Genomic DNA, 16,715 nt, shown 5'->3' with positions numbered 1-16,715 from the left:
GTCCAGGCCCAGCTGGCCGCGGAAGGGTTTGATGTGCGGCCCGTGGAAGGGTATCGAAGCCCCGAGCGCCAGGCGGCCCTGCTTGCCTCCGGGTCTGGCGTGACCAGCGTTGGGGCATTCTCCAGCTGCCACAACTTCGGGCTGGCCCTGGATGCCGCCGTGTTCGTCAATGGGGAGCCCAGCTGGAACTTGGACGATGCCCATGTGATGGCCGGCTATCAACGCTTTGGGGAGCTGGCGGAGATCGTGGGGCTGAACTGGGGCGGCCGATGGACCAGCCCGAAAGACTATCCGCACGTCGAGCTGAAAGCCGAGTGCGGCCAAGCCAAGTGGGCCTACCGGCAGGGGCGCAAGCCGGGCGCGTTTCCTTCGGTGACCGGGGAGCCCTCTTCGGAAGTGCTGGCCCGTGCGCTGGCGCCGGCTTGGTGCCCTGCGGGGATGGAAACCGCGTGCTTGGCCTGGGGCAATGAAAACCGGATGGCCTGGAACTGGATGCTCCCGGCGCGGGTTTGTTTTGCAACTTTCCCTAACACCTTGAAAAAGATCGGATGATCACCTTGCGGAAATGAAATCGCCTGCTATGGATGAAGTATCAATCCATACTCGGGAGGGTTTTCATGTCGCCGCTTCGTATTTCGATTTTAACGGCTTTGATGGGGGCTTCGTTGTTTGCCTCCCCAGCGTTTTCTCAAACCGCCACGGGAACCGGGGCCACGGCTTCGGAGCCCAACTCGACGGCGACCGGGGAATACGCCCAAGCCTCGGCCCCCAATGCCACTGCAACGGGCGCCTATGCCAATGCCTCCGGGAACGGGGCCGTCGCCACGGGTGTTCAAGCCACCGCCTCCGCAGACAACGCGGTGGCATCAGGCACGAATGCCCAAGCGTCCGGCGCGAACTCCATTGCGACGGGCCAAGCCGCAAATGCCGCGGCGGTGAGCGCCGTCGCGGTAGGCACGCTGAGCTACGCGGGGGGCGAAGCGGCCATCGCCTTGGGAGCGCAATCCGCGGCTACCGGAGCCCATTCCTTGGCGGTTGGTGTCCAGTCACAAGCCAGTGGGGATCTTTCCATGTCCTTTGGCTACTTCAGCCGTTCGCGGGGCAATGCATCGATTGCTCAAGGCACCTTGGCAGAGGCAAACGCTGACCATGCAGTCGCCATAGGCAGTTCTGCCGTTGCCGATGCATTTCAGTCACTTGCACTAGGCGTTGGGGCTGAGGCCCGAGCGCAGGATTGCGTCGCTTTGGGTTCTCATAGCCGTTGCTGGGCCAGCGACGAAGTCAGCGTGGGATCCACTTTTGAGGACGGAGGCCAGAGCACCCGCCGAATCACGAACGTTCGGGCCGGCACCTCAGACACCGACGTCGCAAACCTCGGTCAGGTCCGACAGGCGGCCCAAGCGTTGGGCGGCGGCGCCACGTTCGTCAACGGCAACTTTGTCGCGCCCATCTTTCAGTTCCGTAGTGGAGCCACCTACAACACTGTCGAGGCCGCTATGGATGATCTTGATGGTCGCTTGACTGTCCAAGAGCAGAATCCAGCCGGTGGCACGCCAGGCCCGCGCGGAGCAGATGGGTTGAGCGCCTACGAGGTCGCGTTGGCCAACGGTTTCCAAGGCAATGAACAAGATTGGCTGGCAAGTTTGAAGGGAGAGCCGGGGGTTAAAGGACCAGCCGGAAACGATGGGGTGGACGGAGCCACCGGGACCGGCTCGGGCTCGACTGCAAAGGCAGGCAAGAACGTCGAGGTCACCACGAACGCGGACGGAAGCCAAACCGTTGCAGTCAGCGACAACGTGCAACTGTCGGACGCTGGGTCGCTGAGCGTCGGCTCGACCGCGGTCAATGCCCAAGGCGTCTCCATTCAAGGGGGGCCCTCGGTTACGACTGCGGGAGTCAATGCCGGCAATCAACGCGTGACCAACGTTGCTCCGGGGCGCATCGAGCGCGGCTCCACGGATGCCGTGAACGGTGGGCAGGTCTACGAAATGCAGCAGGTCTGGGATGACCGCTGGGTCGATACCGACCGCCGCCTGCGACATCAGGATCGCCGCATCAATGGCCTGGGTGCGCAGATGGGCGCGATGACCCAGATGGCGACGGCTGCTGCGCAGAACGGCGGGGCTGCCGTCGGCCAGGTGAACCTGAATGTGGGCGTTGGCTTCTCGGGTGGCAGTGCTGCAATGGCCGTGGGCTGGGGGGCACGAGTCAGCGAGAAGGTCAGCGTCTCGGCGGGCCTGTCCTTCGGCTCTGGCAACAAGCCGGTGGCCGGCTTCGGGCTGAGCATCAACCTGGGGCGTTAAACGATTGCTTGGTGGCAAAAGGAGGTGATCGCATCTCGGCAAGGGCCCTTCGGGGCCTTTGTTCGTGGCGGGCCTTGACGAATCGGATCTTTCTTTTATGGGTATGTAGGTATACCCATCTTGGGAGGACCTTTGAACTGGAAACGCAATCAGAAATACCTGTCCCGTCCACGCCATCTCTACGGCTTGTTCTTTGATAACGGGTGCTGTTACGTGGGGCAGACCGTCGATTTAAAGCAACGCGAGCAGCAGCACCGCAGCGCTCGCGGTGGCTGGCAGGGACGCCGCTTCTCGTTCGTTCTCCTGTCGTGCATAACGGGCACCCAGGCCGATGCTGAGGCACACGAATACGCTTGGCGTTACAAAGCCTTTCAGCATGGCTGGCGAATCTATAGCAAGCCACCGGGCATTCTCATCCGCGATCCCCGCAGGCGCACCACGGGTCACATGAAGTCACTGGCGGCCGGATATGTGTGGCCCGATGCGGTTCCGCGCCGTTTTTCAGGGGCTCCGGCGTCCCTGGCTTGGGGATTCTTCAAATGGCTGTTCCTCTACCCCCTCCTTTTCGGCGTCGCGGTGATGGTGCTGCAGGCCGTGGTCATGGTCCTGTAAAGCAGAGGGCCCCGGCGGAAGCCGCGGGCCACCCTGCCCCACCCTCCATGCGCTTTTGCTCCATGCCGCTTTTGACGTTGCTTTGGTGTCAAAAAGAACGCGGCCAGTGGCCGCGCCTCAAAGCAAAAGCGGTATGGAGAGAAAAGCACATGGGCGGCCATGCCGCCCAGCCTGCTCCTCACAACGAGAAGCCCTGCGTGTGTTTCGGGGACTGCGCCGGCAGCTTGGGAGAGGCTTGGCGCGCCCGCCGCAACGGCTCCAGCACTTCCAGCAGCCAACGGGCCTTGTGTTCGCTCTCGCTCCTCTGCGGTTTTGGGCGTTCCGCGTGCTCCTTCAGCAGCGCGTCGAGCTTGCCTTGGATGCGCGTTCGCTGAGCGGCTGGGCGTTGAGCGGTGGGGCGTGCAGCTGCCCCAGGGGGCTGGACAACCGGCCGTTGCGGATCGTCTTTCAGTCCCGCGTCGAGCACGGTCGCTTTCAGTCGCTCCAAGCCCAAGCGGGTGTTGAGCTGCTCGACGTCATCGTAAGTGCCGTAAAGCCTGTAGTGGCCTTTCGTGAGGCGAGTAAAGGCCACCAGCGAACTGGCGTTGTCCATCATCCCCAGGTTCATAAGGTGGAACACTTCGCGCTTGCCCTGCCCCTGGCTCTTGTGGACGGTCACCGCGTAGTCGTGGACCACCGCCTTGTGCTCGTGCGTGTTCCACACCACCTTGCGCCCATTCTCCTTTGGGTTCTCCGAACGCAAGGTGCCGACGATATCGTAGCCGCCCGAGCGTGACGCTTTGATGGATTGGATGGTGGCCTGGGTGCCATTGACCACACCCAAGTCCTTGCTTTTGGCTGTGAACATCACCCGATCTCCCTCTACCAAGGCCAGATCGAACTTTCGTCCATTGACGCGTCCCTCCACCACCACCTCATCCGTGCCGATCTCGCCGCGTTCTTTGAGGCCTTTTCGAATCCCTGCGTTGAGAGCGCCGACCTCGGCCCGGCTGTGGGCCAGCACCAGCTTGTCGTCCAGCGCCGCTGGATTCTTGAAGTAGTCGTTCACCAGGCGCTCGATGCATTTCTCCTGCGAGTGGGCTTCCACGATGGAGTCCATCAGGCGCTCCTTCTGCTCATCGCCCAGCTCCAAGGTTTCGCGCCGGCTGCGGGTGCCCTTTTTCAGATCGACCACTTCACCGTTCTCGTTTTTGGCGTAGAACCCCATCGCCGTCTCGCGATCCTCCTGCCGCGCCTGTCGGCGAATCTCGGTCAACTTAACGTCGCCCACCGCTTGCTTGGTGAGCTGAAAACCAGAACCGGCCCCGATGGGCTGCAGTTGTTCTGCGTCGCCCTGGAGGATGACCTTGGATTTCGCCTTCTCTGCGTAGGCCAACAAGGCTCGGGTGTCCCGCGTGTCCACCATGCCGGCTTCGTCAATGACCAGCACGTCGTTGGGCTGGAGTTCGCGCTTGCCTTCGGCCAAGTCGTGAAGCATCTGTGCCATGGAGGTTGAGGGCATCCCTGATTCCACTTCCAACTTCTGGGCGGCTTTGTTCGACACGCACACCCCCAGCAGCACCATCCCCTCAGATTCCAGCGCTTCCTTGTAGAGCTCGGAAATCGTGGTCTTGCCGGTGCCTGCTAAGCCGCTCAAGTTTGCCACCCCGCCACTGCCGCGACAGATGTGGTTCACGGCCACCAACTGCTCTTGCGAGAGCTGGAAGCCCTTGGCTTTCTGGTAGTCCTCAATGACGCGATCCACCGTGGCCTGCGAAGCATGGTGCTGGGTCTCGTTGGCCCGGCGGTTGGCGATGTCCACCACCGCTTGCTCCGCTTGCAACATCCATGGCGCGCAGAACCGGTCTTCCGTGTGCTTGCGGGCCAGTGTCTGCCCCCGGTCTTCGTCTGCCAAGCGCTCGGCGTTGACCAGCACCAGCCCATTGTCTTGCTTGAACTGCTCAATGCGGGCATGGAGTCCGGCCGCGTCCAACTTGCCGGCGTATTCCATTCCCAGCACCCGCACCAAATCAATGTCGTTGAACACGGCTTCGTTCTCGTGGAGCAGCTCCAGCAGCTCGGCGTCGCTCTTGTGCTCCACCTTGTCCAGGTTGCCCTGCGCTGCTTTCAACGTCTCCGGGGTCAGGTCGAAGCCCTTCAACGCCTCCTGCCAATGCTCGACCAACTCCGTGTAAGTGGGCTCGTCCTTGTGCTTCCGCGTGGCCTTATTGGCCTGCTGATTGCTGACCCCATGCTGTTCTGCATATTCGAGCAATGCCTTGCGGCGCTTGCTGAAGTGGTCGATGACATCCTGGTCGATACCGGCCAAGCGCGCATAGGTCCGGTTAGTCTCCTTGCCGTCGTCGTCCAACTCTCGAACGTGCTCAACCGGGTAGCCGAGGGCCTGGAGGTTCTTGTAGAGCTCCAGCTTGTAGATTTCGTCCATGGCCCGGGCATGCCGGTAGATTTCCACGGCATCGAAGGTCGATTCCTTGCCGTCGGCACCCAGCGCCACCCCATAGACCAGATGGTGGGTGTGGAGATCCATGTCGAGGTCTCGCCCCGCGAAGTGTTGGTGGCTTGACCACACCAAGCCACGGACGCCGATCACGTCTTTTCCCCCTTTCCCGCGGCGGGTCTCAACCATCGATTCCAACCGGTTCATCGCCGTTGCAGAAGCGGCCTGGTGCGCCTTGAGCACGGCATCGCGCTTTTCGGGCGACTCCATCGCAAACAGGATTCCCACGTCCTTTGGCGAAGACACCGTAACGTCGTATCCCACCCGGTGGCCACCGACCACCACGACCTCGGGCTTGCCTTGGGCATCCAGGACAGGATCCCCGTTCTTGTCCACCTTCGCCCGCGCTTTGCCCTTGTGCCCTGCGTTCTGGCATAGCGCGCGCCCCGTCAGCGGGTCAAAGCCTTCGGCCAACTTGCTCATGGTCTCGCGCGTGACCGCGGTGGACAGCAGGTTGAGGTGCGCGGCCATCTTGCCGCCCCAGGCCATGGTGTCCTGTGCGTTCCCGTCTTTGTCGAGGTAATACTCGGTGAGCATCAGATACTCGACCACGGCCGCGCCGGACTTGCTGTCCGTGCCTTGAGCAGTCAATGCGGTGACGTTGAACATGGGGTTCTCCGGGCGGTAAATATCCCTTCAGATCTACCAAAACCCAGCGACTCCACAACCCCACTACTTGCGAAAGATGGCTTCCAGCTCGTCGTCTGAAACCGCGCGGAGCTTCGGCGGCGTAGCGCCCCGTTTCTCCAGCTCTGCGCTGGCTTGATTGGCGGTCATCTTCAGCACGCGCTGGACCTCGGCAGCGCTTTGCGCGTCGCTCGGCGGCAAGGGCTTGTGCTCCACCGGCTTGGCGCCCTGCTTCGTCCATCGAGCCCGTTTTTGCCCTTCCCGCACTTTCTCGTAACTGACGCCCGGCCAGTCCAGCAACAACAAGTCGCCCGTGGTCTGCACGATGGCCCGGATTCCCCAACGTTCTTTGCCGTAAGCCTTCCCTTTGCGGAAGCCCAGATCGTCGGTGAGGCGCCCCGGCGGCACAACCGCCTTCGACTCTTCATGGACGGTCGCCTTGTCATCATGCGTGCGCCAAGCCACGGTGCGCTTGCCCAAGTTCCGAGAGATTTTTTCCCGGGTCTCGCCGACCTGAAGCTGACACACGATGTGTGTGCCGACCAACCCAGAAAACGCCTGGGCCGTCTTGTCCCCGTAGACCCTCTCGACCTGTGACCAATCCTGCACGGCCATGCAGGCCACCACGCCTTTTGAGCGTCCTAAGGCCAGCAGCGGCTCGATGTTGAGCTTGCCAGCGGAAGTGAGTTCGTCGAAGAAGAAGCCCAGGAAGCGCCCTGCTTCATCGTCCGGAAGTGACGGCGAAATGATCTCCGGCACCGCGCAGTTGATCATGGCCGAGATGTAACTGCGCGCCAGCACCTCGTCCGGGCCAGATTGAACGATGACCTGCTTCCGGCCCTCATAGGAATCTTTGATCCAGTCGAGCATCGAGAACATGCGGTCTGACTTACGCTCCGGCCACGCCAAGGCCAGGCGCTCGATGACCGCGGTGCCGTTGGCGAGCACGGCCATGCAGCTCGATGTGGTGTTGCTGTCGGGATTGGAGATGAGCGCGGCGGCGCGGGGGTAGTGGATCGAAAGCGCTTGGGACATGGGTCCGGCTGGGCGGGCAACCAACGCGGCCAAGTCTGCCCACCCCCAGTCCTTGCCCTTCGTGGCCTGGAGTTCGCGCACGCACCCTTCCAGCAAGGCTTGCGCCGCAGACGCCCAGAATGCGCCGCTGCCCTCCTCCGGGGGGATGATGGATTGGGAGAACGCGGCGGCCTGGGTTTGCGTCGCCACGTCCCGGCCAACGTCCCAGATCCAGCTTCGTTTATCGAAGGGGCAGACGATGGCCGGGTGCTTAAAAATGGCCGTGAAGTCACCTTTGATGTCATAAACGAACGTCTTCTTTTTTTCGATCACCACTTGCTGGAGCAGGTGCTTCAGGATGACCGACTTACCCGAGCCCACGCTTCCATAGATGAACATGTGACGGGCCAGCAGCTTCTTGCTGACGGTCCAGTCGGGATGCAGTGATAAGGCGTGCAGTTCCTCCTCCTGTTCCTTCTTCGCGAGCGAGCGGCGGCGGGCTTCAGCCAGGGCTTCTTTCCCCTGCAGCAGTTGTGACCCAGATACGTGCCACATGTTCGAACGCGGGATGAGCCCCCGACGCGTCACCCAAGCCGACGCCCACCCGGCCAAGCAAGCGGCGACGCCGACCCGTGCCAACGTGCCAAACGTGGCCTGCTCCGTGGCCACCTCCCAGAATGCAGCGGCAGGCTCTCGGAATGAGATGGTGCCGGTGGCAAGGTTACCCAGCGCTGCCAGGCTGCCAGTCAGTGCCTGGCCGTAGTTCATGAGGCTGTGGCTGCTGGGAATCTGCCAACCCAGCCAGAGCGCGACCGGATAGGTCAGCGCCGCGATGCATGCCCCGCTAAGCAACCCCTGGGGCCAGTAACGGACTTCGCGGCTCGGCTCGATGCTCGGCGGGACCGTCCAGCTCCAGCAGTCATAGACCGAGGGCTTGCCCATGCTCCCTCTCCCTCATTCGATGCACGTCCCCCGGCTTGCGGCCGGCGCTGTCCAGCTGCCCAGGGTCCGCGCCTGCAGCCATGAGCTCCAGGCAGCACTGCGCGCGTTTGTGTTGGGCCGCCACATGCAGGGGAGTCTCCCCACGGGGGTTCCCCAACGCGGGGTCCGCGCCGGCCTCAATCAACCGACGAACGATGTCGGGGTGGCCGTGGCGCGCGGCAAGGTGTAGCGGCGTCTCGCCGTTGGCGTCGGGCACATTGGGCTCGGCCTGCATGCGCAAACAGGCCTCCACCCCATCCAGGTTCCCGGTCGTTGTGTTCTCGCAAAGCCAGGTCTGCCAAGGCGCTCCGTAGAGCCCGAGGTGGGGGGAATGCGCATGGGCCGCTGCCAGCACTTGGCTACCATGCATGGTGGCCAACGCTCCCCCATAGGTCGCCTTGACGTGGTCCGCAGCCAAACGGGCGCGGGCATCGGGGACCTCAAGCCGCCGCAGCAGTTGGGCGATGTCCAGCGGCGGCTGAGGCGGCACCGGCAGTTCGGGCAGGGCTCGGAGGGCCTGGAGCTGCTTCGCTGCGGAACGGTTCGACTGAACCTGGTCGATGGATTCCCTCAGTTCTCTCAACAGCCCATCCCGCTGCTCGGCCGGGAGCAAGGCGTAAGCGGCGGCCAGGGGCTTGTGGCCCAGCACGCCTGCATGGATGGCTGCGTCGAGCGGGTGAGCGGACAGGTCCGGATCGACCTGAAGAAATGCGGCGTGGCCGCCCTGCCCCAGCTCCACGGAAATGCGGTTGGAGAAACGGCTGGGGGTCATCACCCAGTCAAAGCCCGCGTCGGTGTGGGTGTCCAACCCGGAAACCTGGGCCTCTCGGCAAAACCGCGTGGCCAGGTCCAACACTTCCCGCGCATCGGCGGCAGCGGCGGCCTCGTGATGCTTCCCGTAGAACTGGGCCAGCGTCAGGGGGTGGAGAATGGGATGAAGCAACGGCTCGTGGGGACGATTCAAGAAATCGCCCCCACCTGGGTTGCCTGCTGGGTTGTCGTGTTGGGGTTCCATCCCCTTTGCATACCGTCTTTTTCGGTTTTGGCAATCAGCAAGCGATCTTGATGATGAAAGCCGCTCCAACCAAAACCCCGGTTTGTAGGAAAAGCGAAACGGTGTGCAGATCCATCTGCTCCAAATCCTCCTTCAACCACGCCATCATGCCAGCAACCCTGCCACGTTGGCGGCCACGTAGCTCACCACCGAAAAAGAAAGCAACGTGATCAGCAGGTTCCCCACGTTGTCCACGGCGAACTCGTAAGCATCGGCAATAATATACATAGGGGCCTCCCCCGGTTGTGTTTGACTGATTACAGTCAACCACATCCCATAAAACTGGCAACCCTAAAAATCTCGTTTGATCGACACTTTTGATGTTTAGTCAAACCTTTTTCCTCTCTTCCCCAGATGATCAACCCCCACCCCGCTTCTTGCTTTGATCCGCTTTTGCCGTTTGCTTTATGGGTAGATCGATCCACTCACAAACAAAGGAACGTGCCCGATAAAAAGGGCCCCGAAGGGCCCTGAGTGGTGTGTTTACTGGCGGAACACATTGGGTTGGCGCTCGCGATCTTGCTTCTGCCAATCGAACTCTTCCTCATAGAGGCGCATCTTCTTCTGCTCGGCCAAGGCCGTTGCGGCAAAGGTGGCCCCACCCCACTTGCCCGCGCCGTATTTCGGAAAGTCCACCTGCACGTCGTCGCTGCGCTGGCGCTGCTTGCGCCACTCGTCCAGGCGCATCATGGGAATCTCCACCTGTCCCGCGCGTTGCTGCTCTTCCTTGGCGCGCTCAGAGGGCATCTGGCTCACTCCCTGGCGCTGCTCGATGGTCTTCACCAGCTCCTCTTGCTTGCTCGCCATCCGCTCTTGATGCTTCGCAATCTCCGCCGGATCCGACTTCCGAAGCCACGTTCGAATGTCTTTGCGGGTCTCTTTGAGACCAGCCTCCAGCTCCGTCATTTGCTTGTCATACGCCGCCCGCTGCTTGACCAGGAAGAGATTGGGTCGCCCTCTCACCTCCATTTCGTGGCGCTGATTGGCCAAGTCCGCGGCTCGCTCCTCCAGCGCCACCAGCCGCTCCGGGTCCAAACGTCGCTCCATGGAGCGCTGCATGCGCTCCACTTCGGATTTTTGCTCTTGGGCCTTCCGGTCCAACTCCGTCCATTTTTCTGCGACGGGCTCCTTGCTCGATGCCATCTGAGCGCGGAACTGTTGATCTTTCTCGTGATGATTGTTCATTGGATTGTTCATTGCTTGGTCTCCTGCTGTGGGGATTTAAGATCTTTGGAGCGCGCCTCGCGCTCCTTCTTGATGGCCGCAACCACCTCCTCGACTTGGCTAAGTGGAAGGAAGGGGGTGTTGCACACGTCGGCGCGACGAACGCCAGCCCGGTTGAACCAAAGAATGGCTCGCCCCTGCTGGTTCAGCAGGCCGGTGAACTCGGCTTGCGAGAACAGCGGTTGGGCCTCGCGGTGACCGGACGCCGGCACCTCAATGTCCTTCACGGCATTAACCCCAGTGAGCTTCTGGCCGGTCCAGCGCATCTTGGTCACGGGGTCGATGTGGGTCGCCACCAAGCGCCCAGCACCCGCCCTGCGCAGTTGCTTCATGCCGGCCGCCATGGGGTGATTCGGGTCGAACAACGAGTTGTCCAACGCCATCTCAATCCCACCGGAGTAGTCCAAGCCAACGGCCTTCTGCTTGAAGGAAGTCATTTCTTCGACTCCGTAGCGGCTGGCCGCATACTCGTAGCTCTTCGGGGTGGTGCGCTGCAGAACGAGGTTCTGGAAGCTGCCCAAGAACTGATCAGCCGCATCGCCAGGCAACTTCACCCGAATGCCGTCCACGTTCTGGGTGGCATAGATGCAGCCCATCTTCGTTGAGCGGCAGATCGGCAGGATGATCTGATCCTCGCGCCCAATGAGGTTCTGGCACTCATCCTTGATCAAGATCACCGGCAGCTCGCCGCGCTGGCGCCATTCTTCTTCACTGACTTCGTTCCGCAGCTTGATGCCGTTGTTCAGACGCTGGCAGATGAGGTTCTGCACCAACACGCCGGCGGTGCCGTGGCGCGTGTCGGGCAGGTTCACGCCCATGGAGGTGCCCTTGAGCATCTGGCCCACGTCCACTTCGCCTCGCTCAATGCTGTGCCAGGGCACGCCGTTCTCGTCCACCAAATACTTGCCGCGCATCAGGGGATTGATCCGACGGTCCACGTTGGCCATGAAACTGCCGCGCGTTTCGGCCGGGTAGGTCGGCCACTTCTTGAGCACGAACTCAAACGACATCTGAAGCAATGAGCCGCCGACGAGAAGGTCCGGGTGAATGGTCTTTTGAGCCGTTTCCAGCCGAAGGTCCCAGTCCTTCTTGCGGGCCGCAAAGTCCTCATCGCTTCCCAGATGCATGGGTTGCACGCCGAGGAAGTTGGCCGCCGCCAACAAGCTTTCACCGGGCAAGCTGCTGGTCTGCGTGGTGCGAATGTCGTTGATGGCGATGAGAACCTTGTTCAGGCGCTCCAGCGTCCACTGCCACTCGCGCTCCTTGGAAAGCTCTTGCTGGCGAATGGCCATTTTTGCTTCCAGGTCGGCGATCACCAGATCGATGTCAGCACCATCCCCGCCATTGGCCACCTCAGCATCTTGCTTCTGAAGCAATCCTTCAATCTCAAGCTCCAAGCCCAGTTTCTCTGCGGCATCCAACGCCCGCATCTTGTTCTCATGGTTGTGTAGCGCTTCCAGGATGACGGTCGCGTGGTCGATGATGTCCGCGGACATCCCCTTCCAAATATCCGTCTCGTCGTCTTCCATGCGAGTGTTGGTCAGCGCAGCCTTCACGCCTTGGGCATCCAGGCCTTCAATCAAGCCCAAGTGAACGCCGGTCTCCACCACGTAATCCAACATGCCGCGAACCTCGCCCGCGAGCGCCCCCTTGCCGCAGAACACCGCGAACGCGCAGGGGTAGCCCGACTTCATGATTTCGGCCATCAGCCACCGAATGTAGGACGATTTCCCCATGCCGCTTTCGGCCAAAATCATCGCGTGCATGAACAGGTCATCGACGCTGATGCCTGCCGGGGAACCGGCGTCGTAGCAGAACTTCGCCCCTTTTTTCTTCAGGTGGCCGGTCGCCGTGCCCCAGGCAATGAATGGGGTTTTGTCAGCCAAGGCTTTCCGAACTTGGTTTTCCAAGGCTTCGGCCGTCGCCCGCTCCATCAACCCTTGCTTGCCTAGGTTGAACCGGGAGCTTTGGGACTGAAGCGCCAACGTGCGCTCTTTGTAGTCCCGCGAGTAGTAGACAAACCCGTATGCACCGGCCATCACGAACCAGGCGAAGCCGCCGATCACCGGCGGGAAGAGCGTCGTGATCAGCAGCGCAACCATGCCAACACTGCTCCAAAGGACAAAGGCCTTCAGACGTGCCAGCCTTCCGCCCCACGCTTCCTGATCTTGCTCCACCGGAGCAATCAGGCAGTAGAGGAACCCGGCCACGAGATAAAGGGTCAGTGCCGTCATGGCACCGCTCAACACGATGCCGCTGGTCCAAGCTGCCGTCCCCAGGCCTTTGATGAGCACCAACGGCAATGCAAAGGTCAGGAAGAATGCCCGCAACGCATCCGAGGTGCCCTCGCTCCTTTGAATGGCCCTTACGTAGGGGACGACGACCGGAAGCAGCAACCACCCCAAGATACCGACGTAAGGGATGGAAGTGAGAGCTGAGATCAGCGCACCAGAGATGGGAAGCGCCGCATACATCAAGAACAGCGCCGTGCTATCTCCCCCTTGGAACTTGTCCCTGGGCAGCACTCGGCTCTCGATCAGCCGCCCGTCTTTGGTCAGCTCCGCCCGGCCCTCCTGATTCTGCAGATCCAATGGAGCCGAAGGCCAGAAGACAGAGAACTTCTCGTCCTTCTCGTCCATCGACCCCGGAACCACGTAGCAGCCGCTTACGGCGTCGTATTCTGCTCCCAAATCCGTGGCGTTCTTCTCACGGCCTTTCGGAACCACCAGCCGGCGGCTGGAGACACGGTTGTGCGCGTTGACCAGGCCTTGGACGTTCTTGAAGTTGGCCGAGGATTTTTGACGCACGGCATCAACGATCCCCTGAGGCGCCCCGCGCAGCAGGATCCGATGCTTGAGCTGGTTGGCGAGGTCCAACAGGTTGTAAAGATTCAATCTCATTTCAGTTCCTCCTGGCCCAACTCATTCCAAATCGTTCTGCACCGAACAACCGCATTGCTGGTAACGTCGTTCCTTTTCCATCTGTCCTCGCACTCAGCGCGAAGCGCGGCAAGTTCCTCCGCAGTGGCCTCCTTCTCAGCAGGTAACGCAGCCCTTTGAGCAGGTGCCGTGCTCGCTTTTGGTTCGGCGGACGCCGCCGCCCTTTTGGGCCGAGCTTCTTGTCCACTCTTCAACGGGCTGAGAACACCAGCAACCAACTGAACTGCCATCCCAACCGGCGATCCACCCCAGTTGGAGAACGGCGCCGCGATCAGGGCACAACCAAAGCTGACGGCCACTACGGCCAAAAAGGTTGCCTTCGGGATTTCGGCCTTACTGACCTGCCGGGCTTCCTCTGCGTGCTGCTGCCCAAGGGACCACGCTTTCAGATTGTGCTGCTGCATCTCAATCGGACGATCCTCGGCCAGATCGTAGTAACTGTCTTTGACGGCCTGCGGGACATTTTTTAAACCCAGATCATCAGGACGCCCCAAGAACGTCTCGCCATGCCACCGCATGAAGCGAGATGTGAATGAACCCCCCGCCCCGCGATACGGCAAGAAGAACCAACCCAACATAAAACCTCCCTTGAATGTAACCACCATTTACTTGTAACCGACCATCTTGTTTGCGCAAGGGGTTAGTTGATTCCAGCCTTCTTTGCCCAGGCATCCATGTCGCTTTCTGCCTTTTCCTGCCACTGCGTTTCTTCCCGGGGCTTTTCAGCCGCTGGTTTCTTAGCTGCAGGCGTTGCTCCTACGCCTGCCGAAGACGTCGCTTTGGCAACCACTGCCCTCGGCCTCTTCACTTCCTCAGGAGCGCGTTTGTCGCCTTTCTTCACCTGTTGAACCTCGGCCCGTGCTGCCGCCCTGGGCGCTTCTGCGAGAGCAGGCGCGGCGCCCTTCTCAACCGGCAACGCGGGCGGCGCTTCGACTGCAACCGGCGCTTGCTCAGGTTCAGGAGCCGAAACAGGGGACGCTTGCTTAACCTCTGGGCCCGGCACTGCCGGCGTTGAAACAGGCGCAGCCACCGCAGACGCAGGAGCCGCAGCGGGAGCGGGTTCGTTTTTCCCGGTGTCGCGAGTGACCCACCATGCAATCCCCCCACCCAGCACCAGGCAGGCGACGCTGGCCACAACGACGATTGACCAGCCCTTCTTGCGGCTGACCGTTGCTGAGGTCGAGCCAGCAGGGGCGGCATGCGCTGGCGAGGGCTCCGGTTGAACCGCTGCCGCGTCCGCGACATGAGGCGCGGGCGTGGACGGGGGCAACGCCTCCACGTCCTCCGATGCCTCCGAAGCAACGGAAAGGTCCGCCGGCTTCACTGCCTCCTCTTCCGCAAGCACGTCCGGCGTCGGCTCTACGGCTTCTGGTTCGACAACGACCACCGGAGCCAGCGGATCTTGGGCCCGGCTGGGTCCTTCCGGTGCAACCGTTGTGGGTTCCAAACCCGGCTCGGGGGCGCACACGTCCACCGGCTGCGAACGGGCGTCAGGCTTCGCCGCTTCCTCCCGTTCGGCTTGTTCTTGTTCTTGCTGTTGCCGCGCCTGCTCGGCTGCGGCGGCCTCCTTGGCTGCCTTGGCTGCCTTGGCCTCTTCTGCTCGGCGTGCCAAAGCTCCCTGGGTTTCCTTGGTCTTCTCGACAGCCTTCTCCGTCAGCTCCTTGGTCTTGCGCCCGAAGGCACGGCCCCAATGCTTGGCAGCGTTCAACACCTCGCTACCTCCGCTTGGCGTTGTGGGCGGAGTGGTGGTGGCGGGCGACGGCGCGGTGTCGTCATCAAAAAGCTCAGCCAACTCTTGGAGACGGCGAAGCTCTTCGGGGCTTTGGGGGGTGTTGCTCATCGGATCCTCCAAGAGTTTGAAAAAGATTTGAGCCAAGGGGCTTTCGCCCCCCAGCTCTCGGTTGGCTTAGCGAACGTCAGGGATGGGCGTCACACGAATGAGGAAGGGCTCGTTGTCCTCCCCGCACGCCACAATCGAGCGATGAGCAGTCAGTGCCCCACGGCGATACAACTCCTCCGCGGGGATCGGGCACACCGCGAGATCCCCGCCCTCAAAGCGAATCGTCAACTGGCTTTCCGATGACCTGAGCAGAGCCGCCAGTTTGTCCAAGGTCGCGGCCGTCTTCGGATTGCTGCCCTGCATGTCCTTGGGGTTGTAGCGAATCGTCAGCGCGTCCAAAGCCTGGGCCTGGCCGTCAGTGGTCTGCACTGTTTTGGTCTGCACTTGCGCGTCCAAGCCCGCCTGCCTCGCGGCTTGGGCGACCTCTTCCGCCTCCTGAACCTGTGCGCGAAACGAAGCAATACCGCCAACGACCGCGCCCGCGGCGCACGCCGTCAGGGTCTTTTCTTTCTTGCCCGTCAGCAGGGCGATGCCTGCACCGGCAGCGCAGCCAATCCCGCCCGCCTTGAACAGGCGCAGCTTGTTGGTTTTCTGCGGTTCCGCCGGAGCGGCGTCCTGAGCGAACGAGATGCCAGGGGCCAGCAACGCGGCGATGGTGAGAGTAAGAGCAAAGCGTTTCATGGAGACCTCCTTTGAGGCAGTGGGGGGAAAGGGTTAAGAGCGGTTGGCGTGACGTCGCCAATCCGCGCTGTTGTCTGAAGGGGTGGGGGACGGCCCGCGATGCGGCTTGGCAGCTGTCGGCTCGGCGGGGGCTTCGTGGTCGGCCTGTTGTTCGGCGATGAAGTGGCTAAACCCTCGGAGCGTTTCGAAGATGAGCTTCCGGTTGTCCTGGAGCGCCGCGTCCTGCTCGGCTCGCAGGTCCGCTATGAGGCCTTCCAGGGCAAGGGCATTTCGGGTTTCGGATTCGCGGACCGTGGCTCGGATGTCGCCCAACGCATCGGACGCTTCAAGCCACTGAACCACGCCCCGGTTCTTTTCCAGGACAGCGAGACGCAGGTATTTATTGAGACTGACCCCCTGTTCGCGCGCGCAATACCTCGCGCTCTCCAACTCATCGGGAGCAATGTTGAACGACTTGGTTATTAGCGACGGACGAACCACTTAACCCCCTGCAATGAAAATCCATACCCATGGATTAGCAAAGGATTTAAGAAGCGCAAGTGGGCTAAGCCGATTTTCTTCTGTCTTGCTGGGATGCAGGCCATTTTTCAGCCGAACTGTTGGCCAAGTTGTTAGCCAAGACTGAAAACAAGGCGCAGTAAGGCTTGGGCGGGTGGAAACGCGCAGCGTTTCTAGCCAAGCCGGAACCCATCGGAGGTGCGACTTGTGTATGGCCTACTCACTTCACCCTTCGGACAACCCTGAACGGTGAATGGGCAGCCAACATCTTCCCCCGCAGTCCCTCCCCAGTTTTCGCTCCCCTGCTCTTGCCCTTCCGCTTTTCCCCGGTAGAAGTTAAGGAAAGCCCCAATCCTCAACCCAACCGGAGACCCCTATGCCCCTCGCCCCCGCCACGCTCAGCTGCTCAAAAAAGTTTTCGCCAGCCCCGGCAGCCTCCCTCCCC

The 16,715-nt window shown here is 61.6% G+C and carries 13 protein-coding genes; 4 read left to right on the top strand and 9 right to left on the bottom strand.

The genetic code is table 11. From position 1 onward, the window contains the following. From A7X97_RS18860 to A7X97_RS18850, 3 genes are all read left to right on the top strand, one after another. On the top strand, positions 1-552 hold a 552-nt coding region (locus A7X97_RS18860), incomplete at its 5' end, for a M15 family metallopeptidase (RefSeq protein ID WP_146260263.1). A gap of 65 nt (positions 553-617) precedes the next feature. Next, a complete protein-coding gene (locus A7X97_RS18855) occupies positions 618-2,303 on the top strand; it encodes a YadA-like family protein (protein WP_181503451.1) in 1,686 nt (561 codons plus the stop codon). Positions 2,304-2,435: 132 nt separating this feature from the next. Further along, the gene (locus A7X97_RS18850; protein ID WP_181503450.1) at positions 2,436-2,915 is read left to right on the top strand and encodes a GIY-YIG nuclease family protein; all 480 of its coding nucleotides are present in this window, start codon (positions 2,436-2,438) and stop codon (positions 2,913-2,915) included. 178 nt (positions 2,916-3,093) lie between these two features. On the opposite strand, the gene mobF is transcribed toward A7X97_RS18850, so the two are convergent. The 9 genes from mobF to A7X97_RS18810 form a co-directional block, all read right to left on the bottom strand. Further along, positions 3,094-6,021 (bottom strand): MobF family relaxase, encoded by a 2,928-nt coding sequence (mobF, locus tag A7X97_RS18845; RefSeq protein ID WP_111008313.1) that lies wholly within the window; start codon positions 6,019-6,021, stop codon positions 3,094-3,096. 63 nt (positions 6,022-6,084) lie between these two features. Further along, entirely contained in the window at positions 6,085-7,995 is a 1,911-nt protein-coding gene (locus A7X97_RS18840; protein ID WP_111008312.1) for a type IV secretion system DNA-binding domain-containing protein, read from the bottom strand. Beyond that, positions 7,973-9,049 (bottom strand): ankyrin repeat domain-containing protein, encoded by a 1,077-nt coding sequence (locus A7X97_RS18835; protein WP_111008311.1) that lies wholly within the window; start codon positions 9,047-9,049, stop codon positions 7,973-7,975. Before A7X97_RS18835 ends, A7X97_RS18840 begins: the two co-directional genes overlap by 23 nt. A 144-nt stretch (positions 9,050-9,193) precedes the next feature. Then, entirely contained in the window at positions 9,194-9,316 is a 123-nt protein-coding gene (locus tag A7X97_RS22280) for a hypothetical protein (RefSeq protein ID WP_258013778.1), read from the bottom strand. Positions 9,317-9,571: 255 nt separating this feature from the next. Further along, positions 9,572-10,285 (bottom strand): hypothetical protein, encoded by a 714-nt coding sequence (locus A7X97_RS18830; protein WP_146260262.1) that lies wholly within the window; start codon positions 10,283-10,285, stop codon positions 9,572-9,574. Next, complete coding sequence (locus tag A7X97_RS18825; protein WP_111008309.1) at positions 10,282-13,212, bottom strand: CPBP family intramembrane metalloprotease; 2,931 nt, start codon at positions 13,210-13,212, stop codon at positions 10,282-10,284. The genes A7X97_RS18830 and A7X97_RS18825 overlap by 4 nt, the downstream gene beginning before the upstream one ends. After that, complete coding sequence (locus tag A7X97_RS18820) at positions 13,209-13,829, bottom strand: hypothetical protein (RefSeq protein ID WP_111008308.1); 621 nt, start codon at positions 13,827-13,829, stop codon at positions 13,209-13,211. Before A7X97_RS18820 ends, A7X97_RS18825 begins: the two co-directional genes overlap by 4 nt. Before the next feature lie 62 nt (positions 13,830-13,891). Then, entirely contained in the window at positions 13,892-15,091 is a 1,200-nt protein-coding gene (locus A7X97_RS18815; protein ID WP_111008307.1) for a hypothetical protein, read from the bottom strand. A gap of 66 nt (positions 15,092-15,157) precedes the next feature. Further along, on the bottom strand, positions 15,158-15,772 hold the full coding sequence (locus A7X97_RS18810) for a hypothetical protein (protein WP_111008306.1): 615 nt from the start codon (positions 15,770-15,772) through the stop codon (positions 15,158-15,160). Between the two features lie 135 nt (positions 15,773-15,907). Here A7X97_RS18810 and A7X97_RS18805 point away from each other — a divergent pair, with 135 nt between their 5' ends. Continuing rightward, on the top strand, positions 15,908-16,237 hold the full coding sequence (locus A7X97_RS18805; RefSeq protein ID WP_146260261.1) for a hypothetical protein: 330 nt from the start codon (positions 15,908-15,910) through the stop codon (positions 16,235-16,237). The last annotated feature ends 478 nt before the right edge of the window (positions 16,238-16,715 follow it).

The sequence above is a fragment of the Stenotrophomonas sepilia genome, from assembly GCF_003244875.1.
In the GTDB taxonomy this organism is placed as follows: domain Bacteria; phylum Pseudomonadota; class Gammaproteobacteria; order Xanthomonadales; family Xanthomonadaceae; genus Stenotrophomonas; species Stenotrophomonas sepilia.
Note: the sequence above shows the minus strand (reverse complement) of the source record. Positions and strands in the feature narration are given on the sequence as shown.

What these genes read in the sequence shown, in the direction of transcription:
- A7X97_RS18855 (WP_181503451.1), top strand. Translation starts at nt 618, where the DNA reads ATGTCGCCGCTTCGTATTTCGATTTTAACGGCTTTGATGGGGGCTTCG.
- mobF (WP_111008313.1), bottom strand. Translation starts at nt 6,021, where the DNA reads ATGTTCAACGTCACCGCATTGACTGCTCAAGGCACGGACAGCAAGTCC.
- A7X97_RS18840 (WP_111008312.1), bottom strand. Translation starts at nt 7,995, where the DNA reads ATGGGCAAGCCCTCGGTCTATGACTGCTGGAGCTGGACGGTCCCGCCG.
- A7X97_RS18835 (WP_111008311.1), bottom strand. Translation starts at nt 9,049, where the DNA reads ATGGAACCCCAACACGACAACCCAGCAGGCAACCCAGGTGGGGGCGAT.
- A7X97_RS22280 (WP_258013778.1), bottom strand. Translation starts at nt 9,316, where the DNA reads ATGTATATTATTGCCGATGCTTACGAGTTCGCCGTGGACAACGTGGGG.
- A7X97_RS18830 (WP_146260262.1), bottom strand. Translation starts at nt 10,285, where the DNA reads ATGAACAATCCAATGAACAATCATCACGAGAAAGATCAACAGTTCCGC.
- A7X97_RS18825 (WP_111008309.1), bottom strand. Translation starts at nt 13,212, where the DNA reads ATGAGATTGAATCTTTACAACCTGTTGGACCTCGCCAACCAGCTCAAG.
- A7X97_RS18820 (WP_111008308.1), bottom strand. Translation starts at nt 13,829, where the DNA reads ATGTTGGGTTGGTTCTTCTTGCCGTATCGCGGGGCGGGGGGTTCATTC.
- A7X97_RS18815 (WP_111008307.1), bottom strand. Translation starts at nt 15,091, where the DNA reads ATGAGCAACACCCCCCAAAGCCCCGAAGAGCTTCGCCGTCTCCAAGAG.
- A7X97_RS18810 (WP_111008306.1), bottom strand. Translation starts at nt 15,772, where the DNA reads ATGAAACGCTTTGCTCTTACTCTCACCATCGCCGCGTTGCTGGCCCCT.